This is a genomic window from Leptospirillum ferrooxidans C2-3, from assembly GCF_000284315.1.
Lineage (GTDB): Bacteria > Nitrospirota > Leptospirillia > Leptospirillales > Leptospirillaceae > Leptospirillum > Leptospirillum ferrooxidans.
Map to the genome: position 1 here is coordinate 1,344,505 of NC_017094.1, position 25,908 is coordinate 1,370,412.

The 25,908-nt window shown below is 45.1% G+C and carries 25 protein-coding genes and 1 pseudogene; 12 read left to right on the forward strand and 14 right to left on the reverse strand.

The window, feature by feature from the left end:
- Positions 1 to 10 precede the first annotated feature (10 nt).
- The gene (locus LFE_RS14720) at positions 11 to 748 is read left to right on the forward strand and encodes an acyltransferase family protein (RefSeq protein ID WP_407081005.1); all 738 of its coding nucleotides are present in this window, start codon (positions 11 to 13) and stop codon (positions 746 to 748) included.
- Between the two features lie 80 nt (positions 749 to 828).
- Here LFE_RS14720 and LFE_RS06900 read toward each other — a convergent pair whose 3' ends face one another.
- Positions 829 to 2,496 (reverse strand): IS1634 family transposase, encoded by a 1,668-nt coding sequence (locus LFE_RS06900; RefSeq protein ID WP_050989502.1) that lies wholly within the window; start codon positions 2,494 to 2,496, stop codon positions 829 to 831.
- A 140-nt stretch (positions 2,497 to 2,636) separates the two neighbouring features.
- Between LFE_RS06900 and LFE_RS14725 the strand changes: the two genes are divergently transcribed.
- Entirely contained in the window at positions 2,637 to 2,777 is a 141-nt protein-coding gene (locus tag LFE_RS14725) for a group II intron maturase-specific domain-containing protein (RefSeq protein WP_081495375.1), read from the forward strand.
- Positions 2,778 to 3,379: 602 nt separating this feature from the next.
- Here the strand turns inward: LFE_RS14725 and LFE_RS06905 are convergent.
- From LFE_RS06905 to LFE_RS06925, 5 genes are all read right to left on the reverse strand, one after another.
- Positions 3,380 to 4,240 carry an SDR family oxidoreductase gene (locus LFE_RS06905; protein ID WP_014449513.1) on the reverse strand — a complete coding sequence of 287 codons (861 nt, stop codon included), beginning with the start codon at positions 4,238 to 4,240 and terminating at the stop codon, positions 3,380 to 3,382.
- Positions 4,233 to 4,814, reverse strand: a complete 582-nt coding sequence (gene rfbC, locus LFE_RS06910; RefSeq protein ID WP_014449514.1) for a dTDP-4-dehydrorhamnose 3,5-epimerase — start codon at positions 4,812 to 4,814, stop codon at positions 4,233 to 4,235. Before rfbC (LFE_RS06910) ends, LFE_RS06905 begins: the two co-directional genes overlap by 8 nt.
- Before the next feature lie 1,484 nt (positions 4,815 to 6,298).
- Positions 6,299 to 7,534, reverse strand: a complete 1,236-nt coding sequence (locus LFE_RS06915) for a rhamnosyltransferase WsaF family glycosyltransferase (protein WP_041774166.1) — start codon at positions 7,532 to 7,534, stop codon at positions 6,299 to 6,301.
- Between the two features lie 112 nt (positions 7,535 to 7,646).
- Positions 7,647 to 8,195 carry a dTDP-4-dehydrorhamnose 3,5-epimerase gene (gene rfbC, locus LFE_RS06920; protein ID WP_014449516.1) on the reverse strand — a complete coding sequence of 183 codons (549 nt, stop codon included), beginning with the start codon at positions 8,193 to 8,195 and terminating at the stop codon, positions 7,647 to 7,649.
- An 834-nt stretch (positions 8,196 to 9,029) separates the two neighbouring features.
- Positions 9,030 to 10,226 (reverse strand): glycosyltransferase family 2 protein, encoded by a 1,197-nt coding sequence (locus LFE_RS06925; RefSeq protein ID WP_014449517.1) that lies wholly within the window; start codon positions 10,224 to 10,226, stop codon positions 9,030 to 9,032.
- Between the two features lie 436 nt (positions 10,227 to 10,662).
- Here LFE_RS06925 and LFE_RS06930 point away from each other — a divergent pair, with 436 nt between their 5' ends.
- Entirely contained in the window at positions 10,663 to 11,892 is a 1,230-nt protein-coding gene (locus LFE_RS06930) for an IS110 family RNA-guided transposase (protein WP_014449518.1), read from the forward strand.
- 375 nt (positions 11,893 to 12,267) lie between these two features.
- Here LFE_RS06930 and LFE_RS06935 read toward each other — a convergent pair whose 3' ends face one another.
- From LFE_RS06935 to LFE_RS06945, 3 genes are read right to left on the reverse strand one after another with little or no spacing between them, the layout of a single operon-like run.
- Positions 12,268 to 13,038 carry a WecB/TagA/CpsF family glycosyltransferase gene (locus LFE_RS06935; protein WP_014449519.1) on the reverse strand — a complete coding sequence of 257 codons (771 nt, stop codon included), beginning with the start codon at positions 13,036 to 13,038 and terminating at the stop codon, positions 12,268 to 12,270.
- A gap of 39 nt (positions 13,039 to 13,077) precedes the next feature.
- The gene (locus tag LFE_RS06940; RefSeq protein ID WP_014449520.1) at positions 13,078 to 13,791 is read right to left on the reverse strand and encodes an ABC transporter ATP-binding protein; all 714 of its coding nucleotides are present in this window, start codon (positions 13,789 to 13,791) and stop codon (positions 13,078 to 13,080) included.
- 28 nt (positions 13,792 to 13,819) lie between these two features.
- Positions 13,820 to 14,602, reverse strand: coding sequence for an ABC transporter permease (locus tag LFE_RS06945; RefSeq protein WP_070100177.1), 783 nt, complete (start codon positions 14,600 to 14,602; stop codon positions 13,820 to 13,822).
- 402 nt (positions 14,603 to 15,004) lie between these two features.
- Between LFE_RS06945 and LFE_RS14280 the strand changes: the two genes are divergently transcribed.
- The 7 genes and pseudogenes from LFE_RS14280 to LFE_RS13710 all read left to right on the forward strand — a co-directional run bounded on the left by LFE_RS14280 (position 15,005) and on the right by LFE_RS13710 (position 20,177).
- Entirely contained in the window at positions 15,005 to 15,835 is an 831-nt protein-coding gene (locus LFE_RS14280) for an NAD(P)/FAD-dependent oxidoreductase (protein ID WP_198407995.1), read from the forward strand.
- Positions 15,836 to 15,945: 110 nt separating this feature from the next.
- Positions 15,946 to 16,209 (forward strand): hypothetical protein, encoded by a 264-nt coding sequence (locus tag LFE_RS14285; RefSeq protein WP_014449523.1) that lies wholly within the window; start codon positions 15,946 to 15,948, stop codon positions 16,207 to 16,209.
- 230 nt (positions 16,210 to 16,439) lie between these two features.
- Positions 16,440 to 17,408, forward strand: a complete 969-nt coding sequence (locus LFE_RS06955) for a glycosyltransferase family 2 protein (RefSeq protein ID WP_014449524.1) — start codon at positions 16,440 to 16,442, stop codon at positions 17,406 to 17,408.
- Complete coding sequence (locus tag LFE_RS06960) at positions 17,405 to 18,988, forward strand: glycosyltransferase 87 family protein (RefSeq protein WP_014449525.1); 1,584 nt, start codon at positions 17,405 to 17,407, stop codon at positions 18,986 to 18,988. The genes LFE_RS06955 and LFE_RS06960 overlap by 4 nt, the downstream gene beginning before the upstream one ends.
- A complete protein-coding gene (locus tag LFE_RS06965) occupies positions 18,975 to 19,346 on the forward strand; it encodes a hypothetical protein (protein WP_014449526.1) in 372 nt (123 codons plus the stop codon). The genes LFE_RS06960 and LFE_RS06965 overlap by 14 nt, the downstream gene beginning before the upstream one ends.
- Positions 19,347 to 19,510: 164 nt before the next feature.
- Positions 19,511 to 19,780: an AbrB/MazE/SpoVT family DNA-binding domain-containing protein gene (locus LFE_RS06970; protein ID WP_014449527.1), complete on the forward strand. Its 270-nt coding sequence runs from the start codon at positions 19,511 to 19,513 to the stop codon at positions 19,778 to 19,780.
- A 14-nt stretch (positions 19,781 to 19,794) separates the two neighbouring features.
- Positions 19,795 to 20,177 (forward strand): annotated as a pseudogene (locus LFE_RS13710) (type II toxin-antitoxin system PemK/MazF family toxin).
- A gap of 131 nt (positions 20,178 to 20,308) precedes the next feature.
- Here the strand turns inward: LFE_RS13710 and LFE_RS14135 are convergent.
- Genes LFE_RS14135 through LFE_RS06980 form a run of 3 tightly spaced genes read right to left on the reverse strand, consistent with a single transcriptional unit; the run spans position 20,309 to position 21,139 of the window.
- Positions 20,309 to 20,452, reverse strand: a complete 144-nt coding sequence (locus LFE_RS14135; protein ID WP_158310251.1) for a hypothetical protein — start codon at positions 20,450 to 20,452, stop codon at positions 20,309 to 20,311.
- A gap of 22 nt (positions 20,453 to 20,474) precedes the next feature.
- Entirely contained in the window at positions 20,475 to 20,897 is a 423-nt protein-coding gene (locus tag LFE_RS06975) for a type II toxin-antitoxin system VapC family toxin (RefSeq protein ID WP_014449528.1), read from the reverse strand.
- The gene (locus LFE_RS06980; protein ID WP_198407998.1) at positions 20,894 to 21,139 is read right to left on the reverse strand and encodes a type II toxin-antitoxin system Phd/YefM family antitoxin; all 246 of its coding nucleotides are present in this window, start codon (positions 21,137 to 21,139) and stop codon (positions 20,894 to 20,896) included. Before LFE_RS06980 ends, LFE_RS06975 begins: the two co-directional genes overlap by 4 nt.
- A 424-nt stretch (positions 21,140 to 21,563) precedes the next feature.
- On the opposite strand from LFE_RS06980, the gene LFE_RS06990 reads away from it, so the two are divergent.
- Entirely contained in the window at positions 21,564 to 21,890 is a 327-nt protein-coding gene (locus tag LFE_RS06990) for an Ig-like domain-containing protein (protein ID WP_014449530.1), read from the forward strand.
- 60 nt (positions 21,891 to 21,950) lie between these two features.
- On the opposite strand, the gene LFE_RS06995 is transcribed toward LFE_RS06990, so the two are convergent.
- Both LFE_RS06995 and LFE_RS07005 read right to left on the reverse strand, forming a co-directional pair.
- Entirely contained in the window at positions 21,951 to 23,453 is a 1,503-nt protein-coding gene (locus LFE_RS06995) for a Fic family protein (RefSeq protein WP_014449531.1), read from the reverse strand.
- A gap of 469 nt (positions 23,454 to 23,922) precedes the next feature.
- Positions 23,923 to 24,813 (reverse strand): LysR family transcriptional regulator, encoded by an 891-nt coding sequence (locus LFE_RS07005; protein WP_014449532.1) that lies wholly within the window; start codon positions 24,811 to 24,813, stop codon positions 23,923 to 23,925.
- Between the two features lie 120 nt (positions 24,814 to 24,933).
- Here LFE_RS07005 and LFE_RS07010 point away from each other — a divergent pair, with 120 nt between their 5' ends.
- A complete protein-coding gene (locus LFE_RS07010) occupies positions 24,934 to 25,902 on the forward strand; it encodes a DMT family transporter (RefSeq protein ID WP_014449533.1) in 969 nt (322 codons plus the stop codon).
- Positions 25,903 to 25,908: the final 6 nt, after the last annotated feature.

A 25,908-nucleotide genomic window follows, 5' to 3' on the forward strand; every position in this document is an offset into this window, starting at 1 on the left:
GCCCTATATTATGAACGATTCGATCTCTTTCAGACTCATTTCTTACTGGAATCACGAACCCCCTTTCAGACTCATACCATATTGGATGAGGCTCTATTATGACTCTTCTATGTGGACTATGCATAATGAATTCTTAGGGAGTTTCGTTGTCTTTGGTCTTGCTCTTTGGATCTTAAATTTTAATTCTAGAAAAAAAGAACTCAGAGTTATTATCTTATACTTTTTATTAATTATTTTTATGATAGTAATTTATAATAATATCTGGTTATTGCCCTTTGTCGCAGGGATTACTTGTGCAATATATTTCCCTGAAATTGAAAAAAATAATTCTTTATATAAAGCTTTCAAGTTTGTCTTAGGAGGAATTGGATTATACCTTTTAGGTCATTATCAGTCATGTGGAGCTTATTTATATTTTAAAAATATAAATTATATTTATTCTAATACAGTTGGATCCTGTCTTCTAATATTTTCTCTTTATAACTTAAGATTGAGTGGATTCAAATCGAAAATCGCTGTTGTTCTAGGAAAGATATCATTCCCTCTTTATCTTATCCATGTATTAATTATCTGTTCATTTAGTAGTTCTTTATATATTTATATGATATCAAATAATTATCCTCATTACTTTATCTTAATAATTTTGTTTACTTTGTTAATAAGTGTGATTATATCTTATCCTCTTATATTAATTAATGATGTCTGGATTAAGTCATTGAATAAATTAATTATTAAATTAGTTAAGTAGAACTCTCAACCCACTTTCAGCACTTCTTGTTGAAGACGTGATCTATTTTAAGACCCGATGTCTTTTAAAAAGACATCGGGTCAGGGAACGCCGTAGATCGCTTTCACCTCCGGGGAGAAGAAGGAGATGATCTTTTTCTGCACCTCCTTCATCCAGATCGCCCCGGCGGGATCCCCTCGGGAGGGCATCCAGTTTATGCCCTCCATCAACTGGAAGATCCAGCGCATCGTGGGGCGACTGGTCGGCTTCTTCTTCTGATCCGGAACAGACCCCTTCAGGGTCTTGAGGGTTCGGCGCAGCTCCTCTTCGGCCAGGGAGTAGATCAAGAGGGCGATCCCCATGACCACCGTCAGGGCCATGATGCGCTTCTCGCTCTTAAGGAAGAACGCGTCCGCAAAGAACAGCGGATCTTTGTAGAAGCGGAACCCCGGTTCAATCGAGGTTCCCTGGGACTTGTAGAGCGCGATCATCTCCGGGGCGGGCAGGGCCTTGTCATCCAGATGGTTTGAGGCAATGACAAAGAACCCTTTGCGATGGAGCTCCCGATCGATCCCTTCGGGATCCGGCTCAAAGGATCCCGAGATCCGGTACCCCTGAATCTCCGGTTTCGCGTCCTTTTTGGGACGTCCGGAACGGACATGGCCCGTTTCCTCGGACACGACGCATTCGGAGGCCCGGTGGTACCGGGCTTTTCCAAAGATCTCCTCCCAGGCGGTCCTGGCATCCTCCGAACAGGAGAAGACCGTCTGGGACAGAGCGCGCAGGGAGGCCTCTAGCGCTTTCTTTTCCCGGGACACCGCTCGAGACAGCGTCTTCTCCTCCCGTTCCCGGGACGTCTGGGAGTAGACCAGGATCCATCGCTGAGGAATGCCTCCGAAGGTGGTTCCCACCTCGCAGAATCGGATCCCCGGAAGATCCTCTCCTCCCGGACGGAAGGCCTCGAGAGGAACCTCCGACAGCAGGTGGCGGACTAGACCAACCGTCTCGGGTACCCGCGTGACCCACTGGATCTTGCCTGACAGCTCTCCGATCGTCTTCTTGGTGTAGAGGGCGCTGTCGGCTACGAAGAGCATGGGAGTCTCCGCTCCCTGGACCTGCTGCAGGAAGGACTGGATCGTCCGGGAGAAGCTGGTCTTGTCGACGGTGTTCCCATCCAGGGCTTCCACCCAGATCGGGATCCGGCTCTTGTGCAGGGTGATCATATTGAGCACGAACTGCTTCAGATCCGGACGGTGATCCTTCGAGAACCCATGGGTGATCCGAATCACGGCCGGTTCCCCCTCATCCTCCGCCTCTTCGTCCTCCCGGGCTTCGCTCTGCGGATACCGTCCGGAGAGCGTGAAAGAGGTCGAATCGAGGTGGAAGAAGGTGGTTCCTCTCTCCGACAACCCCACGGCGGAACTGGCCAGGTGCAGGAAGAGCGCGGAGAGCCCCGCTTCGTGCAGATCATCCAAAGCCCGGCCCAGGGTGAACTCGTTGAGGTCTTCTTCCGTCAGTCCCGAACGAATCAGCGTTCCCACCGGCTTCGTCTCGAAGTAGGCCGGAGTCAGATAGAGAGGACGACTGACGAAGCCCAGGCCGTTCAACACCAGGGCCAGGACCGCCTCTCCTGCTGTCACACCCCGCTGGGGAGCCGGCGGAATCATCCGGTCGATGATCTCCACCAGACGGATCTTCCGAGCCACACCCGAGACGATCCCCAGATGGTCGATCCGGCGAACCTGCGATAAGAGTCCATTTTCTTCCACCCATGCCTACCGATTACACTCTGTCGAGAACCATTAAATCGCACTCAGATATGAAAAATCAAGTAAAATTTCTCGTAAGAAAATATCGTTAAAGGAAAATCACTTACAAATCTCCAAAAACTTCACGAGAGAACTGCTGGATGTGGGCGTTATGCAACAATGTGAAGGCATTTCTGGGCATGGTACGGGACTTCTTGAAGGAATCTAGACCGCTGACGCAAGAAGCCGTCAGCGGTCTGCTGAACCCGATCATTCGGGGATGGGCCAATTATGAGAAATAGCCAAAAATCGTGTTTAAAAGCATCAGGCTGCATCCTGCTTTAAGTTTCCCTCCAGGATTCTGTCTTTAAATTTTTTTCATTCCAGAATTAGAGTCAGGGGGTTGGTCCCTTGAGCTTTCTCCACCGTTTCTAGGCAGAAAGTCCCAGCTTAAATATCATGGTCAGAATCGTCTCTTTTTGGTGAAGCATCCCTGAGACTGATTGCTCCGATGATGAATAGTGAGATTTCTTTTAATGTCAAATACACTGAAGGAGCAAGGTGACAGTTCATCCTCATTTGTAGCTATTGTCTTTAAGAAAGTAAAAAATGATCTTAACACATGGGTCTAATTCACTCTGTTGAGAAGCATTAAATCGCATTCAGATATAAAAAATAAAGAGAAAGATTTTCTAAAAATACCGTTAAAGGAAAATCACTTAAAATCCCCCTGCTCCTCTTGGAGAACTACTGGATGTGGTTTATAAAGAAGATCCTAAGTCTTGTTCGGAGGATGTGAGAATAAAGGATGCTGATCATGCGGGAAGAGTATACGGAATCGTATTTTATACTCTACCTTTAATTCGATTCCAAGAACTATGATCTGATCTGTTGACATTATCTTCTAGAAATTCATCACATACCGTTCAAGGTCTTCTCTCCACATGCCTGGAAAAGGAGCACTAGTCATTAATGGAAGGTATATTGATTCAATTGCATCAGACAAAGGTCTTGGAGCTGATAATGGAAACATAGAGGATGAAACTGAAGTCACTTTGCCACGATATTTTAGGATCTTAGATAACTCCAAAGCAATCTCATAACGGCTTATTCCCCCAATACTTGCATAATGAACAATGCCTGCTGGTCTATTATCGATTGCCCATTTTATAAAACAAGAAAGTGATTCGGCTTCAGTTATTGAACCGATTCGATCACTAACAGCTTTGATTTCAGGAACCCCTGATTCAATTGCTTCAATTATCTTACCAACGAATTTATGGTCTTTTCCTCTTCCTCCGCCAATCATCCATCCGGCCCGTATAATCAAAAAGTCTTTGGGCCCAAACATTGCTATAGCTTGCTCACCATAAAATTTAGATTTCCCATAATAATTAGACGGGTTTGGAATATCTAACTCATTAAAGATTATTTGATTGGCTGAGCTAAAAATATTTGAGGTTGATATGTATACTAAATATGATCCACATTCCCGTGCTCCTTGCGCAATTGATTGTGTCGCAAGAGCATTTTTTCTTGCAGCTATTTGAGGTGCTCTCTCGCATAAATCAACATCAGTTTCTGCTGCCATATGGATAATACAATACGGGCGGTATTTCAATATCGTCTCATAACAAGTTTGGGGGTTATCTAAGTCAAGCTCATTTCTCGGTGGAATGACCAAATTAAAATTGGACAAACTCAAATTACGGCTGATATAAGAACCCAACATACCTGTCGAACCAGTTATTAGCAAATTACTCATTTGTTACCTCCAATAATTCTGAATCTTTGAGTTTTTTATAATGGCCATCCTTATTGTTAACGATATACCCTAAGGCGATTGGATATTCATAAGGAATTAAAGGCCATTTAATTCCAATGATTGGATCATCGTGGTGAATATATCTCTGATAGTATTCATTACATTTTTTTGTATATTTAGAATAAATTAGAGTTTCGTTTGTTAAAGATAACCAACCTCTAGCATAACCTTCTGGAATCCACATTTGGGTATGGTTTTTTTGAGACAAAACCTCCCCTCTCCAATGTCCTAAGAATCTGGAATTTTTCATAATATCAACTGCTACGCAATAAACTTCCCCTCTTAACACGGTAATCAGTGTTCCTTGGGTGTCTTGAATCTGATAATGTAGTCCTTGAATTTCTGCTTGCTTTAAAGAAAATACTCTGTCTTCAGTGAAACTTACCTTTTTTCCTATTAAAGAATCGAAATCGTCATTGTTATATGACACATTAGAATAACAGTATGAATTTAATTCCTCATTAGGTTCTAACAGAACTACACCATTTAGTGATAACCTTTTTATTAACTTCATTTTTTCCTCTACGAATGAAGGGGCATAGTAAAAAAACAAAAACTGTCATTTGATTCGTGAGACTCTTATATTGTTTTATAATTTCCAAAACATGAATAAAGCGTTTAAAAAGGCAAATTTTTTGAATTATACCTTTATCAATTGACTAAGGAGCTATAATTCCTTTTATAAACTAGGGTTAGATCAGCAAGATCAGGAGCATCCTACTTAGATCACTCTAAACAATATTATTTTAATATTTTCTCTCTCAAGAATAAATGTTATGTGTTTAAATCCACTAATCTTTCTCCCCCAGTTCTAAGTATAAAGTCTAATTTAACATTATTATCATTTTCACTTCCTCTTCTTCGTGCAACATAGAATTGATTGACCAGTTTCGTTATGAATTGTGGCAATCACAGCTCGTTCGGATTCGTGTTCCCGATATCGCTAATGCTATTTTTGGGGAAATACTTCCTCCCATGTATACTGGGAATACTTGGGCTCCTCCGACAGTATTTTGGGCGAGGAAAAAAGTGTCCCCTCAAAACGGGAATCATAATAGACTATTTCCATACAAAATAAAGGGATCTAGTCTAAAATGAATAGAAAATATTTTTCCCCTGATTATTCACACCACCTAAACAAAAAGTACACCGGCAACCCTTATAATTCTTAAGGTGTAGTGGATCTGTTCATCCAAAGACAATCAAACAAACCATCTCCTGAAAGCAGTTTTTCCGCTGGGAGTCTGGAACGATGGAGTCACCGGACAGCACCAGAAGCATGCTTATCCCTCTGTCCGCGAGATTCATTTCCTTTCGAAGAACAGACAAACCCTGAGAAAAAGAGTTTAGAGGGGACAGCTAAGTGCATCAATAATTCAACCACTTCTTCTGGAACTAATCCCGATAAGACCTAAACGGTCTCTTTGCCCTCCGTCTTTACAATGGTCCACCCAGAATGGATCTTGGTCTCCATGTTCACCGCCAGCAGGGCGTTGTACACATACTCTCGCTATTTTTCATGAAGACTCGATTATCCCCAGATCCGAAAACTAGATCTCCTTCTTGTCTCCATCTCTTTGCGGGTTTATCTTTCTCTTACTGAGTTTTAAGCTCCGCTTTCGTTTTCAGGATTTATGTCAGCTTTTCCTCCTGAAACACAATCTTTCCCTCTGCCCGGATGATCGCTTCCTTGGAGAGTACTTTTCTAAAAGCGCTGTTGGAAAGAATACCGATTTCTACGGGAGAACTCCTACCCAGTCTACTTCACCTTGTCGAGATCCAGCACTTTAGCTTCTCTTCCTCTTCTTTCATCCAGTCATGGCTCATGGTTTATTGCTTGAAGGTGTCCTCAGGGACTTTTCTTTGCTTCGGGCAAGAGGAACATCCACTTGAAGACCACTTCCATCTTTGCATAGATGCCACTTCCTAAATTCGATGAAGCTCGGGTAGTACCCCTTTATTTATGGTTCAATGCATGTTATATCCATAAAAATATAGCTATTCGTTGTTTATATAATGATATATTTTTTCCATTTCACTATCCCAAGTAATATTCTTCATCGTATTTACCCCACCTATGCCTAACATTTGCCGCAAATCGAAGTCATCATATAGCTTTTTAAATCCATCAAATACAGCTTGAGGTACAGGATCGGTTAAATATGAATTTACTTGATTCTTTAGCATCCACTCAACTTGTGGACCATTATTTGACAAAACAGGAACGCCACATGCCATTAACTCAACCGGCAAATAGGATAGATTAGTCGCAGAAAATGCAATACCTATATCACATGTTCTATACAGATTCCCTGTATCTTTTAGACTCATATTCCCTAATAATGTAGCTTGAAAGTTTGGCTTAAATGCTAGTTTAAGCCCTGCTATAACTATTTCAACGTCTGGATAATTCTCAGATATTTTCTTTAATACTTTCATACCAAGCTCAAAACAGCGTCTCTCAGTAGAGGGTCTTCCATAAAAAAAGATCCGTTTTACCTTAGGACGAATAAAGTTTGCTTCTCTAAATGGAAAGAAAATTTCCTTATCAGCCGCAAAAAAATAATCCTGTGCTTTTCCTCCATGCATTTCAAAACAATGCTTCAGCCAACCTCCGCCAGTGATCCCTTTAAAGCCAAATGTATAGGTTGTTTTTGCTTGTAAAGATGTCGTTCCAAATGGATAAAAATAACACTCATAATCCTGCATAAAATAATATTTTTCCTTTGAAAATGGAAATGACCTGACTTGATATGCTGATTGCCATGTAGTAGCAATTGCAGCTGAACACTCAGGTAGACATCGTCCATCAACATAAACTTCTAATCTACAATCAGGTAGTGCTTCGTTTAACTCAGTCTGGAGATTATTGCTGGATAAATGCCGTTCATTGTTATACACGTAAATAATATTCCGGGTATCTTTTTGAGCAAAATAATTTGCAAATCGGAATAATGTGTAATGACCTCCCCCCCACACATTTGACCAATCGGGCACAAACCAGATAAAGGTTTTTTTGGCCATGGGAGGGCCAGTTATTTTTTGTGCACCTCCAAATGAACTCCAATCCGTATAATCATAAACTGGATTCTCTGCAATAGGCACTTCTCCCCTTCCTTTGGATAAAAGAAGAAGAAAGCTCCCTGGAAATATTTTATAAAATGCATAGAATATCGTATTTAAAAATCCATATTTTTTTAAAAAAGAGAAAAATTTTAAAAAATTTCCTGTCATTTCACTCCCTAAATAAAAGAATTAAGTTAATTAGTAATTTATTAGTAAGGTTAAAACTTATTTTCCACTAGAAATGTAGACAAATAAATCATACGAAATAGATAATATCTTACTATGGATAAATCTCAGCATTTTTGAGGTGGATACCATTTTTATCTTTAACTGACAATATAGGTGATGAAAGATCTTTGAACGGCCAGTTAATATCAACATCAGGATCGTTCCAGAGAATACAGCGTTCTAAACTAGGCTCATAAAAATTTGTTGTTTTGTATAAAAAGTCCACTCTCTCAGAGAGTACGTAGAAACCGTGAGCAAAACCAGGAGGAATCCATAGCATTTGATTGTTTTCATCAGATAAAACAACACCGAACCATTTTCCAAAATTAGAAGAAGATCGCCTTAAATCAACTGCAACATCAAATATAGAACCATAAGCTACTCGAACCAACTTACCTTGGGGTTGTTGAATTTGATAATGCAAACCCCGAAGAACACCTTTTTGAGATCGGCTATGATTATCTTGAAGGAAAGTAAAATCAAGATTAGCTTCCTTAAAAGCTTTTTGGTTCCAGCTTTCAAAAAAAGAACCTCTTTGATCTCCAAAAACGTTTGGCGTAATCAAAAGTATACCAGATAATTCTTGTTCTTCAATTTTCATTTGCGAACCCTTATTGTGATTAAGAAAAATATTTTTTAATTCATTATTTTTAAAAGAAAATAATTTATAAACATAATCCCAAAAAATTGGAGTATACCTTTCTAGAATTATAGATCAAAATGGATAGTTTTCTTCTAGAAGACTAACAATGCAAAATATGATTTAAAGGCGATTACATTCTGTTACTTGTAGATATCACTAGTTATAACGCATGATTTTCAGAACTCTTCGTGCATGGAAAACCTGTCAATTTCCCAAATAGCACCCCCAGGCTCAAGTTCTTGTCGATCAAATTCCCGGTTTCCCGGGCTCTTACTGATGCCCGTAAATCCGGGAAAAATCTCAAGTACTCCCTGATTGATAACGCCTTCTTGGCTTTTTCCATCTTCTTCACAAAATCACCTTTTTCCCTATGTTTTCATAGGAATCTAACACTGATGACCGGAAGAATAATATTCAGCACAGTCGATATTCGGCATGCATGATGTCCTATCGAGGTACGAATCCGATATCTACCTAATAACAAGGAAAATTATTCCTTTCAAAAGAGAAGTTAGGTTATTACTCATAAAAAAGATGATAAATAAGCTCCATTAAAGAATGTTCAAGTCTTTCTTGAGACAGTTTTCAATGACGGCCTTTATTGGTCCTATGACAGGAGTCGACTTCTCAGAAATAATCTGGCACCGGGGAGCTTCCGTTATCTCAATCGCGTTACGGATCGTCACCAAGCTTCCTATCTCGCTTATAAAGCATTGACGATGAGGTCAACAACTTAAAAGGAGGGGTCGGTTGGTTCACTTTTAAATTACTAACCACATTCTTAATAATCCTTCAAAAAAATCTACTCATTATTAACTCTAAAATTTTTGAACTAAAAATCCAATCTTTAAATTCCTCAAAAGGATGTTCATTTTCAATCTGCTTCGCTTTCTCTTTCCCAGTAAAGATTATACAAAGAATAATAGTTAAAGCATTCCCTAGTTGATTTTTAGAAAGCCTCATCAGAGCTAAAAAAAGTTGAACACTGCAGATAAGTGGTAGAAAGTGAGGGTAGTGCTTTTTTGTAAAGACTATCCGACTCCTAGTCAAATAGAATTCAGAAAAAAGGGATTTTTTTTCCCTCCTAATTGAATTTGACCCTGTCGTTCGGCCTTCTTTATGGTAAACAATACTCTTTGACGCATATCCTGAGCGAAAGATTTGGCTACTCCGAATACCCCAATCTTGTTCTTCAGAATACAGGAAATAATCTTCTGATATCAATCCGATTTTTTCCAGAAATTCTCTTTTAAGAAAAATTGAAGCTCCCTGAATCCAATACATTTTCTGTTCTATTTTTTCTTCAAGATCTTTTCGATGAATAAAGGACCTCCATTTTTTTAGGTGACCGAGTTGCCTAGACATTCCGATCCAAGGAATAAAAGAAAATCCACCTAAAGCCTGTATGATTTCAGGATCGTGGTAATAAAGGGTTGTGTTACCACAGGCTCCTAATAAAGGATCTGAGATCATTTTCCTAACGAGATGTATCAGTGAATCTGGGTCAACCACCGTATCATTATTCAGTACCCAAACATAGTCTAGCTTAGGGTCCGTTAATGCCAATCGTATACCTGCGTTGTTACCTGCACCAAAACCTATATTTTCTCCATTATCTAAAAAAATAAGTTGAAATTGTTCAATTTGGTTAATTGTTCTTTGTGTTAGATTATCTTTATCCAGAAAGAGATATGGAATAGGTTTTGGGACTACGTTTCCAGCCAGAAAAGATGCTCCCAACCCTGAAAACTGAGGAATAAAGTTACCTTGTGCCCATCTCTGCAGAAACTCTAGAGAAGAGTCTGTCGAACCATTGTCACAAACAATAACAGTAAATTTCGCATATTTAAGCCTGAAAACACTTTCAAGACATTCTAAGCTATCTTTATAATTATTATAATTAAGAATAATTATATAAACATTATTTAAAAATTCAGGATTTTCTTGTGAAAAGACAATCCTTGTTTCTTGTTCGGCATTTTGTAACACCTTTTTACCCTCATAACACTGAGTGGACTACTCTTTATATAAGCTCATTAAGTGACTCTATATAGTTGGGTTTTTTCCTTTATATCATTGATGTCTGTTCAAATTGTTTCAGGAGTCAATACAATAAAAAAGGTAGGAAAAAAAGTCAGTCGTAGATACCCCGTCTTTCGCAATGTCTCTTGCTTAATTATTATCTAGTCGTCATGAGCAGGGCTCACCCTGCAGGATGAAAATGGGGTATCCTTCTTGCTGTCGTTCTCGCTATACGTCGCGTTTTCTTGGTACCGAAACAAGAGTCCGTATCTAGTCTGACGAGGGAGGCTTCCGGAACCCCGCATTGTTGCCTCGAGCACGCCAACCAGAGTCGCTGATGAGGGACTCCCCGAGAACGACAACTCATTGATCCGTCGTAACCATTCTGGCAGGAGGGACCCCAATGGAACAGCTGATTGAGCGATGTGCAGGACTGGATGTGCACAAGGACACGGTAGCGGTCTGTGTCCACCTTTCCGGAGCAGGTGGAAAGACGGTTCAGGAGATCCAGACCTTCGGGACGATGACGCCAGATCTTCTGGCTCTTCGGGACTGGCTTGAATCCCTGGGAGTGACCCATGTGGCAATGGAAAGCACGGGGGTCTACTGGAAGCCCGTCTACTATATTCTGGAAGAGGGGTTCACTGTTCTTCTGGTCAACGCGGCCCATATCAAGAACGTGCCGGGCCGGAAGACCGATGTGGTGGATTGCGCCTGGATCGCGCAACTTCTGGAGCACGGGCTTCTGCGGGGAAGCTTTGTGCCGGACAAGCCGATCCGGGATCTGAGAGATCTGACTCGACATCGGAAGGTCCTGATCCAGGAGCGAGCGCGGGAAGCCAATCGCCTGCACAAATTCTTGCAGGACGCCGGGATCAAGCTGTCGTCGGTGGCGACGGACATTCTGGGGGTCTCGGGACGGGCCATGATTGAAGCTTTGGTGGAAGGGAAGGCCGATCCGGTCGCACTGTCGGATCTGGCCAGAGGTAAACTGAAGAAGAAGCTGCCGACTTTGCAGAAGGCGTTGACGGGTCGGTTCCGGTCGCACCATGCGTTTCTGGTCAGCCGGATTCTCGCCCATCTGGACTACCTGGAGGATGAGATCGACGCCTTCAGCCAGAGGATCGCGGAGGAGATCACCCCTTTCGATGAGGCGGTTGCCCTGCTGGACACCATTCCCGGGGTGAACCGCCGCACGGCCGAAGTCCTCATTGCGGAAATCGGGCCCGACATGGGACGCTTCCCTTCGTCGGGACACCTGGCTTCCTGGGCGGGGTTGTGTCCCGGCAACAACGAAAGTGCCGGAAAACACAAGTCCGGCAAGACCCGGAAGGGGGATCGGTGGCTCCGGATCGCGCTCACCGAATCCGCTTTGGCGGCGGTCCGAGAGACCGATTCGTCCCTGTCGGCCCAATACCGCCGAATCATGCGGCATCGGGGTCACAAGAAGGCGATTGTGGCGGTGGCTCATTCGATCCTCTGCATCAGTTATCACATCCTCTCCGACCGGAAGCCTTATGCCGAACTCGGAGCGGTCTCTCTGGAGAAGCGGGAGAAAGATCATGCCATCCGGCGATATGTAAAACAGCTTGAAAGACTGGGACAGAAAGTCATCCTTGAACCGGTGGCTTAGCGAGGTCTTTTTCACTCCGCAGATCCCCATTTTCTAACCAGACTGGGACAGAAAGTCATCCTTGAACCGGTGGCTTAGCGAGGTCTTTTTCACTCCGCAGGTCCCCATTTTCTAACCAGGACATTGGGGATGCAGAGATTTTTATTCAATCAGGTGGACAAATTTGATCGCCAAAAATCTAGCGGGGTGGTCATGTTCGACTTGATACATATCCAACTCCGATAATTCAAAACAGGTATCGATTCCTCAGGCATTTTAAACCTTCTCTTGAGCAAACCAGAATAAATTTTGACCCTCTATAAAGGTTAAAAAGGTTGAAAGGGAATAACAAAAAAATTAACGTCTAAATATCAAAAATTCAGATGATATATTATATCATTTGAAGTGCAAATCATTTTTGTATTTTTTTTGGCACTCGTTCCAAGCTATAAGAAGGAATATCACATTTCCAATCAGGTACCGCCTCCAGAGACGCTTAGGCTCATGGATAAGTCGCCAAAACCACTCCAGTCCTGTTTTCTGCATCCAAAGAGGCGCCCGAATGGTCTTTCCTGCTAAAAAATCAAAAGTTCCCCCAACCGCCAGAACAATGCCTGTCTTTAATTTTTTTTGGTTCCTTGCGATCCAGATTTCCTGCTTGGGCGCACCGAATCCGATAAAAACAATATCCGCACCTGATTGATTGATCGTTTCGAGAAGATCGGAATGGATCTTTTCGTCATGAGCAAAATCGATCCAGGGAGTCGCAAAACCTACCACATTCATGCTTGGAAACCGCTTGAGGAGATTCTCGATGGCTTTGGGAGTTACATCCTCCGTTCCACCCAGAAAGAAAACTTTTAGCGATTTTCTCTCGGCCATTCGGCAAAGCTCCGGAAGAAGGTCCGATCCCGTCACCCTCTCCGGAAGTCTTTCTCCGATCAAACGACTGAACCAGACCAGAGGCATTCCGTCGGCAAGAACAAAATCTGCCTCATGATAAGCCTTTTGAAACTCCCTGTTAGATGTTAACAAAGCAATATGTTCGGCATTGGCCGTAAAAATCACTCGAGTTTCTTTTTTCCGTGCCATCTCAGAAAATACTTCTGACGCTTCACTCAAAGTAATCGATGCCACGGAGATCCCGAACATCCGGACGGTTTTCATCGGAGGAATCCCCTGCTCCCTATCGGCTTGGAATGCATATCAGCCCCCTTCGAGACAGATCTTCCCCTTCTCAAGCCGCATGACACGAGAGCACACTTCTTTCAAAATCTCAGGCGAATGAGAGGCCATGACCAGAATGGGAGTCTTGTTGACCAGTGCCTTGAGCCTGTCTTCCGCCTTTTTCACAAAATCGGCATCCCCAACTGAAAGCCATTCATCCATGAGGAGAATATCCGCTTCCACGCTCGTTGCAATCGAAAATGCCAATCTCATTGTCATTCCAGAAGAGTAAGTCCGGACCGGAAGATCGATAAAATCTCCCAAGCCTGAAAAGTTGATAATTTCTTCGGTCTTTTTCTGAATATCTGACTTGGAAAGCCCGAGAAGAATCCCCCGTAGAAAGATATTTTCAAGACCGGATGCTTCATGATCCATACCGATTGAAATATCAAGAAGTGAGGCAATACGTCCTTGTACTGATAGACTCCCGCCTGTAGGCTCATAGACTCCCGCCAATACACGGAGAAGCGTGCTCTTTCCAGAGCCGTTGTGGCCGGTCAAACCCAATCGATCCCCTTCTTTAAGTTCAAAACTGATCCCATCCAAGGCCCGCACAACGACTGCCCCTCCGGCATCGGAAGAAATGCGGCCCCCGGTTGCGATCTTCAGAAGACTCTTCTTGAGAGAACGGTGGGGGGTGCTATAAATCGGAAAATCCACTGTCACATTGTCGGCGATGATCGAAACGCTCAATTTAGAGAATCCTTGTCATTCGGAAGTTTCAAAGCCAGTAAGCGATGCGGGAGCGATAGCGGACCAGCATCCGAAAGGCGACAAGCCATCCCAGAGCAGCCATGCCAGCCACCACACCCCAAGACCCAAGAGATACTGGCCCGCCGAGAAGGCTATTTCTGGCGATTGTCATCATATGGAAGAGAGGATTGCACTCCATGATCCAAACCTTGCCCTGAATACTTGATGGAGACCACATCACCGGCGTAATAAAAAAAAGGATCTGGACGACACTCAAGACGACCTGGGAGATATCCCTATACCGGGTTCCCAGTATCCCCAGGAGGATTGCAACCCAGAAGCCGTTTAGCATGATCAGAAAAACAGCCAAGGGAAAAAGAAGAAGATTAACGCCAGGAGCAACTCCAAAAAAGAGCATTACAGCAACCACAACGACCATGTTGTGCAAAAAGATAATGATATTTTTCCAGATCATCCTGAGAGCATGGATGCCAAAAGGCATGGGGATCTGCTTGATGATCCCTTCAGCACCGATAAAAACGGTGGTGCTATCGGTGATCAAAGAGGAGACCAAAGCCCAAAAAACCATTCCCACCGAGAGAAAGGGCAGATAGGTATGGATATCCTGATGGAACAGCTTCGCATAGAGAAATCCCATGGTCAGGACGGTAATTCCGAGACTCAGGGTGATCCAGAGAGGCCCGAGTGAGGATCGTCGGTAGCGCTGTTTGATGTCCTGCCATCCAAGAGTCATCCAGAGAGGATAAGAGAGAAGGCTAATCCGAATATCGTCTGAGGCCTTTTCGACCATTCTGTTACCCAATGCCCTGAAATCCCCTCCATGATAGTGTGTTTTTAGACAACTCAAGACAAAACAGCCTGTGTCGCCTTACCCATATCTATTCGGCATATTTGTCGAATAGAGGAGCGACAAAAAATCCTCTGTCCCGGACATCCCGATAAATAAGTAAAAGTTCTTTACATCCTAGCAAAAATGAAATTCTTTCAACAGATCCCAATCAGGATCCAGATTAGGTAATCAGGAGATCAACACTCAATCAGTAAGGATGAAAAGTTCAAAAATTGTCGCTCTACCTTCAGAATGTTAAGATGTTGCGACATAAAGACCTTTAGGCAGGTATTCATCGAAAGGAAATCGGACTTAGAAGAAAAAACCGTATCAACGGACTATCTGATCATCGGCGCGGGAATCATGGGGCTTGCTCTGGCACAAGAACTCCGGAAATCGGAGCCGCTGGCCACTGTGTGCGTGATCGAAAAGGAACAAACTCCGGCCTTTCACGCCAGCGGGCGAAATAGTGGAGTTCTCCATGCCGGATTCTACTACACCGGCGATTCGTTGAAGGCAAAATTCACTCGGGATGGCAATCGTCTCTGGCGGGAGTATTGCCTGGAAAAAAATCTTCCTATGAACCCCTGTGGGAAAGTCGTCGTCGCCCAGAATGAAGGAGAGGCTGCAGGCATTCTCGAGCTCAAAAAACGAGGGGACAGAAACGGTGTCAATGTCACCGTCATCGACGAAAAAGAGCTCTCTGATATTGAACCCAACGCCCGAACTTCCGGGATCGCACTATGGTCCCCAAATACGACCACCGTCGACCCGGTTGCCATTTGCAGAACTCTTGAAAAAGACCTTGTCTCTTCTGGCGTCCGATTCTTTTACGGGACATCTTACAAAAAAAGACTTGGCCCTCATGAGATCACTTGCGCAGGAGATGTCGAAAGAACCTTCACCTATCGAACTCTTATCAATGCCGCCGGGCTCTATGCCGACTGCATTGCCCGTGACTTCGGGTATTCTGCCGACACGACCATTCTCCCCTTCAAGGGCATTTACCTGGAATACGATTCGAGTGTTCCGGAAGATCGGCCGGTCAAGACCAATATCACCCCTGTCCCCAATCTGGGGCAACCCTTTCTGGGTGTTCACTTCACCATCAAGGTCAATGGAACGATCAAGATCGGTCCCACGGCCATTCCGGCCTTCTGGAGAGAGAACTACAGCGGTCTTTCCAGATTTTAGCTATCCGAACTTCAGGAGATTCTTTCCTGGGAAGCTTTCCTGTTTTTTCGAACGACTTCGGGTTTCGGGATCTGGCCCTTCATGAGATCCTGAAATACCGAAAACTCCACATGGCCGAACAGGCCAGAAATCTTGTCAAAAAGATCGATCCTTCCCGGTTTACCCATTGGGGAAAACCCGGCATCCGGGCACAGCTTTTAAACACAAGAACCCGGACACTGGTTTCAGACTTCCTAGTCGAAGGCGACCGGGAGTCGATCCATGTCTTGAATGCCGTCTCCCCCGCTTTTACCGGAAGCCTTCCTTTCGCCCGATGGATTCTCGAGCGATATAGAACTGGAGAAGGATGGAAGACTGGATCAGGCAATTCCTGAGATGGTTTCACATTAGCCTGATTTAAAAATTCGGTTTCTTCGCATGGGGATACTATCTCGTGGACAAGCGAACCCTCTCTGGAAATCCTTCCATATTAAAGCGATAATTGTAAAGGTTTCTCTTTAAACAACGACTTTAGTGGCACCTTTAAAGACTCATTTATAGAAAGTTACGGTGCACACTTGATGATTCTTGATATTGTGTCACGCCATTTCCCCGGTGAGGGAAGATGATCCGTATCGCCGTTCTGATTCCCTGCCTCAATGAAGCATTGACCATCGGAAAAGTTATTGATGATTTTCACAAATCACTTCCCGGTTGTTCTATTTTTGTCTGCGATAATGCTTCAATCGATCAATCGGCCGAGATTTCCCGACTCCGGGGAGCCACCGTCCTTCATGAACACCGGAAAGGAAAAGGATTTGTCGTATCCCGAATGTTTCGGGATATCGACGCTTCGATCTATCTCCTTGTGGATGGCGACGATACTTATGATCCGGAAATCGCAGGATCAATGGTGAAGCTGGTCTCGGAAGGATATGACCTCGTAAATGGTGTACGCGTCGCAGAAAAGACGCGTGAGGCATATCGCCCGGGCCATGCAATCGGCAATATTGTCCTGACCGATACTGTCCAACTCCTTTTCGGCGATGCGGTAACAGACATGCTCTCAGGATACAAGGCCCTTTCGCGCCGCTTTGTCAAATCTTTTCCTGTCTTTTCAGAAGGGTTCGAGATCGAAACAGAAATTGTCGTGCATGCGCTGGAATTGGGCGTATCGATCATCAATGTCAAAGCTCCCTATCGAAGCCGGCCTCCCGGATCCCAGAGCAAACTCCATTCTTTCAGGGATGGACAAAGGATCCTCATGCAGATCTTGATACTCTTGAAACAGGAAAAACCGCTCCTCCTTTTTTCACTGTTTGGTCTATACCTGACGTTAATGTCTTTGGCCGTCGGAATCCCGGTCATTCAGGAATATTTCCAGACGGGTCTTGTCCCCCGCTTGCCGACAGCCCTTCTCTCAACGGGTATGATGATTCTTGCCTTTCTAAGCTTTTTCGCGGGTCTCATTCTCGATACCGTCAGCCGTGGACGAAAAGAGGCAAAAATGCTTGCCTTTCTGAGCATTCCCTCCCCTGACCATTCAGAGATCACTTCTCTTGATCCATTTGACGGAAAGATTCTGGACAGTTGAAAGAGAGCCCCGGTCGTTTTCGATTGATCGAAAGGACACTTCTCATCCTGCCTCCCTTTCTTTTTGGACTTCTGGCCCTGACACAGGGCCAGGATGTGAACTGGGATCTCCTGAACTACCATTACTACACAGGCTATGCCTTCTGGACAGGATCCTGGCAAAAAGACATGATGCCAGCCGGTATCCAGTCCCTACTCGAACCGCTTTATAACATCTTCATTTTTCTCTTGATTCACAATCTTCCGCCGATCGCGGTCGGACTTCTTATCGGCACACTCGACGGTCTTGGCTTTATCTTCCTGTATCTTATCGCCGGCATATTCATCGACAAAAGGATTGAGAGAACGTCTTACCGCATTGTTTTCAAGACTCTTCTTGCCCTTTCCGGACTCTATGTTCCCAACTTTCTCTCTCAGCTTGGAAACACCAATGGAGATGTTATGACCGGACTTTTTGTATTGTCCGGACTGACCATACTCCTCCACCGCATGGGCGATCAGTCGAGTTCCGGATGGATATGGGGCGGTATACTCATGGGAATGGGGGTCGGACTCAAACTTACGAACGCCGTTTACATCCTGGGAATAGCCGTTGCTGTCCTCTTTTCGATGGGAATCAACACGACGAACAGCAAACGCCTGATCTCTTTTCTTTCCGGAAGTGGTGTTGGTTTTGCTGTCACCGGAGGATTCTGGTTTCTTAAAATCTATCAGCGCTTCGGGAACCCCTTTTTTCCTTATTACAACACTCTCTTTCATTCCCCCTACGGACTTTCCGTCGATTCCCATGACTATCGGTGGTTTCCGTCATCTTTTGCCGAATGGATTTTCTTTCCATTCTATTTCACAAAACAACATCAGATTGCCGAACTGAGCATTGAAAATTATTCCTTTATGTTCATCTATGTTCTCATTCTTCTCGTTTTACTGAAGATGATTGTTTCCAGAGCCTTTCCGGTGGGACAGATCAAAGAAGTAGAAAAAAAGACCTTTCCCTTGGATGAACAATTTTTCCTGACCTTTTTTGTTGCCTCTTTTATCATCTGGGAAGTGACTTTTTCTTATTACCGATATTTGTCTCCCCTTGAAGAACTTGCGCCCATTCTGATTTTTCTTCTTCTCCGATACCTCCTCGGCAAGGGAGCCGTGATCGTCACCCTCTCTTTCATTCTCTTTAATGCCATGAATCCCCATTATCCCGACTGGGGGCGAATCTCCTGGGGGAAAAGCTATTTTCAAGTGCGGGGAATCCCAAAAGGACTTCCGAAAGAGGCTCTGGTTCTGGTGGGATCAAAACCGTTGGCTTTTGTGATTCCTGAACTGCCAGAAGAGTTCCGGTATTTCACGATCGGAAATCTTGGCGGCATTGCTTCTCCCTTTTGGGATAAAAAAGTTCATGAATATGTTCAAAAATCTAAAAAACCGCTCTATCTCCTGACAAACAAGGATGCATTGTCTTCCAATCAAAAATCCTTGAAAAAATTCGGAGTGCAGATTGATCGATCTTCCTGCTTTTCATTGAAAAACCAGGCCAGAGCCGGGATCCGGCTCTGCCGGTTGAGGAAGATTGCGATTCTTTAAAAACTTCTTACCAAAAAAGACATGGCTCCAAGAGATCAGATGCACAGGAGATGTCGAAAGAAGCTTCACCTATCGAGCTCTTAGCAATGCCGCTGGACTCTATGCCGACCACATTGCCCGTGACTTCGGGTATTCTACCGAAACGACCAACCTCCTCTTCAAAGGGCATTTACCTGGAATACGATTCGAGTGTTCCGGAAGATCGACCGCTCAAGACCAATATCACCCCTTCCCCAATCTGGGGCAACCCTTTCTGGGTGTTCACTTCACCATCAAGGTCAATGGAACGATCAAGATCGGTCCCACGGCCATTCCGGCCTTCTGGAGAGAGAACTACAGCGGTCTTTCCAGATTTTAGCTATCCGAACTTCAGGAGATTCTTTCCTGGGAAGCTTTCCTGTTTTTTCGAACGACTTCGGGTTTCGGGATCTGGCCCTTCCCCTAAAATCATCACATATTGGAGGAGGCTAGCCGTTTGAGACAATGACGCAAAATTGTATAAACTAATGTTTATACAATTTAATGAGGAGGTGGCTCATTTCCGAAGAGGTTCTCGACATCAAACGCTGGGGAAACAGCTTGGGTCTCAGAATACCGTCCGCCATCGCAAAGGAGGCGAGACTGCACGAGAACAGCCGGGTCCGGATCACGGTCGAAAACAACCACTTAGTGATCACGGAGATCAAAAATCGCGATATTTCCCTGAAGGAGAAACTGGCACAATTCGATCCGAGCCGGCACGGAGGAGAATCGATGGCAGCCGAATCGGTCGGAGCCGAAAACTGGCCGTGAAGAAACCTGCAGAAATGGCTGGTCCACTCTGGGTACCGGAGCGCCAGACCATTATCTGGATCGACGGCTACCCGCAGTCCGGCCGAGAAATGCGCAACGTCCACCCCTTCTTGGTTCTTTCTCCCCGGATTTTCAACGAAAGAACCTCCCTCGTCATCGGATTGCCCATGACAACGGCCGAGTACAACGCAGACAATCCATTCGCCATCCCCGTCGGGACGGCAAAAAACCGAAACGCTGGCAAACAAGTTACGTGTTGTGCCATCAGCCCAAATCGTTTGACTGGCGTGTTCGTAAGGCCGGACCCCACCCGATGGGCAGACTGCCGGATTCCCAGTTTACGGCAGTCTGCGACTGTATGAATCAGATCATCGAAATCGGCAAAGCACGGCCATAGCGGCCATGTCGCTTCTGGTGCTCTATCGCATGCAACACGCCTCAAGGTGTTCCGTATCCAGAGACCAGGAACGATAGCGTTCGTTGAACAGCCCACCCATTCCCCTTCTTGGACTGTAAGGCAGGAATGGCTCAAGCGGGCGGTTTGGCTTTGCGCGGTTTTTCCTTGCTCCCCTGGCTTTCGACATAACAACGGACGCTTTCTGGTGTCGCCTCCCCGACACTTTCGACAGAGTAGGCCAGATGCCAGAAACGGTAAACGACTTCAGATCTCACCGTGGACAACTCCAACCCCAGATCAGGGAACAAATCTCTTCACTCCCGATTTTTCGGCAGCTTTCATCAGATCTTCATCCAGGCTCGCAAGTGACAGGCCATGACGCAGCGCCAGTTCAAGATAAGAAGCATCGTAAGAGGATAGGGCATACCGCCGAGCCAGTTGAAGGGTATCCGAAAGAGCATGATCCACCGTGTTCATATCCACTTCAATATCCAACTCCGAAAGGAGCGAAAGGAATGATGAACTCCGGGCTTCTGTCACCAATCCCTTCCATTCTGCTCTGGCGAGGACATTGGAGACTTCAAGCCTCCAGATCACAGGAACCACGGCAACGTTAGCTTCCATGGCAGAAAGAACACCCGTGGCATAGGCTAATTCTTGATGCATTCCGTCGCCAAAGAACCAGCGCATTGTTATGGAGTTGTCCAGAACAAAATTCATTTCCGGCCTTCCAAGATCAGTTCCTTGATGTTCACATCCCGAACAGGGTGAACCATCATCAACTCCTTCAGTTTCCTGACCGCAAGAGCCCTGTCTTTCCGTTTAATGCCAATGTTTGGAACAAGATCCGCAACCGGCTCACCGCGATTGGTAATCGTAAAACTCTGCCCATCTCCAACCAACCGCAACAACTCGGAAAGTTTCGTTTTCGCTTCATAAGCACCGATTTCTGTTTTCATCATGTTTAGCGCAACATCCCCTCTTTCCTTGAGGCCCTTTAGTGAAAGCGGGGATAATGGGCGCATCTCCTTTTTTTTCTTGATACCATTCCGTAAGTCGCCATGGGTGTGAAAGATGTCCTGACATTAACCTTCATCGACCTAGTCTAAAGACTAGTCTTATTAATGTCAAAACAACTTAAACAAACGCCGGGAGAGCGACTTTTTCTCGTGTCATAGATCCTATAGAATCTCGTCATAGAGTCTCAGGAAATGAGTCTCAGAAAATTTTGCTCCATCTTTTAAAGACAATCGAATTGCCCGCTGAACGCTACCCTTCCGATTGTGGGTTCCTCCTTCCGGCGTTATGTCGAAAGCAGAGAACCACAAAAAGAAGACGAGACCAAAATCTCTTTTTTGGGGTTCACCATCATCAAAAGGGGGGAAAATGAACAGGTGGTTGGGTCGCATCATAATGGGAGCGTCCGTTCTTGTTTTTTGCGGAGCGGCCTGGGAAAAACCTGTGGTTGAGATTATCTCCCCCAAAAACGGCGCAGTGGTCGGAAAGCATGTCATGGTGAAATATGCCTTTCATCACGAATGGCGGGCCGACCATGTCCATGTCTTCATCGATGGAAACTTCCTGAAGTCCACTCATCAAAATCCTCTTGCTCTCACGCTCGGCAAGGGAGTTCACACGATCATGCTTCGAGCCGCAACGGTCCATCATAATCTGCTAAAAGCCAGAGGCTCGATCGATGTCACCGTCAAATAATCAAGACCCATCTTTACGAAGAGGCAGAGGAGAAGATCTCCTTTGCTGATCAAAAGTCTCTCAGGAGATCTCTCGCGGCATCTCCTCTTGTGAAAAATGGTTGCCATAAATCTCCCGAAGTCCTTCCATCTCCTCTTCAGGGAGATTTCCGAAAAGGGATTTCTGTTTGTTCTTTGAAACCACCCCATTGTTCTCCAATGAAAGTCTGATAAAAAGATCCGCCAACCGGTCAGGCAGTTCGAACCTGTTCTGGATTTCCTTTTTGGCCCCGTCATAGCGGACCAGAAAGGAAAGTTCTTCTTTCAGGTCCTCTTCGATAACACGCTCGATCGTCTTGTAAAGATATTCGACCATCGGAGTCGCATCGAAGTATCGATAGAGTCCCGGAAAACGATTTTCCCTGGAAATGATCCCGTCCCTGTCGATGAAATAGTCCGTCAACGCCATGACCTTTTTTGAAAAAGTCTCAAGACAGTGATCATACTCGACCGGATGGGCCAGAATATTGGAAGAGACAGGAAAAATGGCACTGTCCGGAGTCAGTCCCCTTTCTGAAAGAATCTTGTGAATCAAAAATCTGTGAAGCCGTCCGTTCCCGTCCGAAAAAGGATGAATGAACACAAATCCGAAAGAGACGACCGCCGCCTCGACAACAGGCGGCACGGCCGATTGCATTCGGTTCATCGAGTGGACAAGTCCCGACATCAGAGATTCCACATCCTGGGGATCCGGAGCGATATAATGGACCACTTCCCCGCCAACCCGGGATTCCCCGACATAGTTCTGGGCGGAACGATAGCCTGATTCCCGATAGGAGGGATCGACGACAAGATTTTGTATCCGTACAAAGTCACGGAGTGATTCACAGGGATATGAGGAGCTTTTCTCAAGAGCATTGGAAAACCGTTCGATCCGGCTCATACTGGCCGTTTCTCTCTCTATGAGAAAAGAGGATTTCGTTTCTTTCCGGAAAAGGTACTGACTCGCTCGATGGACCAGTTCAGGAGAATAGGACTTGAGAAGCTCCCTGGCTCTCTCTCCAAGATTCTTGGCCAGATATTCGGAAATGAGCGGGGTTTTTCTGACGACCGGACAGAACGTCCGGTCCCCAAGAAGATTGTCATCGATCCTCCACTTTTTATTTTTCCGAATTTCTCCGGTGAAATACAAGTTGCCATCGATCAACCCGGCGTAATTTCCGTTATGGATTTTCGGGTCTGGCAGTGTCCTTCCAGTCAGGAACTCATAGAGAAATCCGATTTTCCGCTCATAAAGCCCTCCCGGATTCATCATGACAAAATCCGAAATCACGTCTTCTCCGATTTTGTCAAAAATGCACTGGATCAGGAAGAGATCCGTTTCTTCATGTTTCAGTGCAAAAGAGAGGTGAGCCATCGGAGTATCCGGAACCGCATACTCCTTCCGGAAGACCCTGATATTCTGAAACGGGTGATCTTTTCTGTAAGACTCTCCGGGTTCCCCAATGGTCGATATGGTCGTACTCCCGGGAACCCGAAGATCCAAATTGTCGATAATCCATTGATATCCAATTGGGCTTGCCATTATGTCCCCTTAAACCCATTCTGGTTGTCAAAAAATGATCAATATGCAAAAAAGATTATATCACCAAAATCTCTTGCAGAATAACTTAATGATCCTCCGGAGAATATTTGAAAAAATTTCCCGATTTTGGGATTCACCAATTGGATCTCTTGAAAGATCTGCCCAGACTGATCGTCTTGTCATTGATCCTTCCGACGGTGTTCCATTTTTAGAAAGGAAAAGCATTGGGAGTGGTCTGGAATCAGAGCCATGGACGGAAATGTTCGGCAGTTCCGTCCATGGACATGGAAGATTGGATAGAAAAAACTCGGATGTAGGAGTCGAACGATGAATTGTCACCTGCCGCAAGAATAATGTGTCAGTTTTCTGATTTTTTCAGGTCTAAAAATTCTTCTCTGAGAATTTTCGGGATAATATCACTCACTTTCCCTGATTCCCGAATGAATAATCAAACAAAAAAGGAAATCCATCAGCCCAAATCTTCAAACCGTTTACCGACCCACTCCCTGGTATGTTCAACAAAGACTTTGGCGGCTGGAGATAAGGATTGGAACTTTGGAGCTGCAAGGACAATTTGTCTCAAAATGGGAGGGTCGATGGGAATGACCCGGATTCCCGTATGGTCCTTGGGTACGGCCAATCCAGGCAGGATGGCCGAACCTGCTCCGGAGCGAACCATGGCGGAAACCGTTGAAATATTTCTCGCTTCGATTGTTTTCAGTCCCGGGGATAGTCCGGCTTTTGAGAATCCCAAGGCCACAAGAGTTCCGCAACTTCCCAAAGACCGGATAATCGGTTCCAAGGAGAGCTGGTCGAGTGAAAGAGATTGCCGGTTTCCGAGAGGATGATTTTCTGGAAGGATTCCGAACATCCGGTCCGAGATCAGTGGAAATACCTCCAGACTACTAGCGCAAGGGGCCGTCAGTATTCCTAGGTCTACTGTATCTGACTTCATCCATTCCAGAACTTCCTGATCGGTTCCCTCAAAGACGGAAATCTCGATCCCAGGAAATTTCTGTCTCATGGTCCCCATAATCCCAGGAATCATACGAATCGCTGCGCTTTGGAGAGCGCCGACCCTGACTTTGCCGATCTTGAGTCCGGAAAGGGATGACGCCTCCTCCTGAATACGGTCCACACGAAGCAGGATTTCCCGAACGTGCTCGAGAATCCGGTGTCCCGCTTCCGTCGGGACGACTCCCCGCCGATCCCTGTTGAAAAGGATAAGGCCTATTTCCTTTTCAAAAGACGCCAACGCATGGGAAACCGCCGATTGGGTAATTCCAAGACGTTCTCCCACTTCCGTAAAGTTTCCCAAGTCTTTCAATTCCATTAAAACACGCAGCTGAATGATTGTCATATGAATTTATTCTCATCCTTTAAATGATAATTATTAATTTTACTAATGTAATTTTGCACTTTATCATTTAATAGAACAGTCGGCAAGAAGCGATATTTGTATTTTAAGGAGGTGATCGTGATGGGGAATTCGTTTTTTCTGGGCGTTCTCATGTGTGTCTTGGCGGTCACCTCTTGGGGAGCGATGTTCCCAGTGATGGAGCATGCCTTGAGATTTATGGATCCTTTTTATTTAACGGCGATTCGTTATGGGATTGCCTCCATTTTGTTTCTGGTGATCCTTTTCTTCTTGGAAGGGCGGCATGCGTTTGCTACAGAAGGAAGGGAGATCTCCCTTTGGGTTTTCGGAACGTTGGGTTTTGCGGGATTTGGCTTTCTGGTGTTTAAGGGACAGCAGGAAATTTCGGGACACGACGGGGTCATTATCGCAGCGGTCATCACGGCTACCATGCCTTTGTTGGCGGCCTTCGTGACATGGTATGCCTCCGGAAAAAAACCGGCATCCTTTACGATATTGATGCTTGTCTTCGCATTTATTGGAGTTCTTCTTGTGGTTACGAAAGGTGATTTCAGTCTTCTGAAGTCAATGGGATCCCGTCTCTTTGCCGATACGATTATATTGGCGGGGGTCTTTTGCTGGGTTTTCTACACCAGGGGAGGGAACCAGTTTCCCGATTGGTCGCCGCTTCGGTATACGGCTCTTTCCTGCGCATTGGGAAGTCTTTCCATCATCGGATTGACAGGAGTTGGAACGATGATCGGCTGGCTTCATCTCCCGAACGAGGAACAGCTTTATTCGGTGACATGGGATCTTGGTTACATGATCCTTGGTGCCGGTATCTTGGGCGTTTTTGCCTGGAATGCAGGCAATCGCCTTTTGGGATCAGTAAACGGGGTTCTTTTTATCAATCTTGTGCCGGTTGTCGCTCTCGGTATTTCTTTCATGACGGGAGAACATGTGAGTTCCGGCGAAATTTTGGGAGCGTCTCTGGTGATCACGTCTTTGATCTCTAACAATCTGTTCCAGCGACCGGAAACACAGTCCTTTGTTTTCCGTCTAAGGAAGAAAATCAATGTATTCTTTCGTTAAAACCTT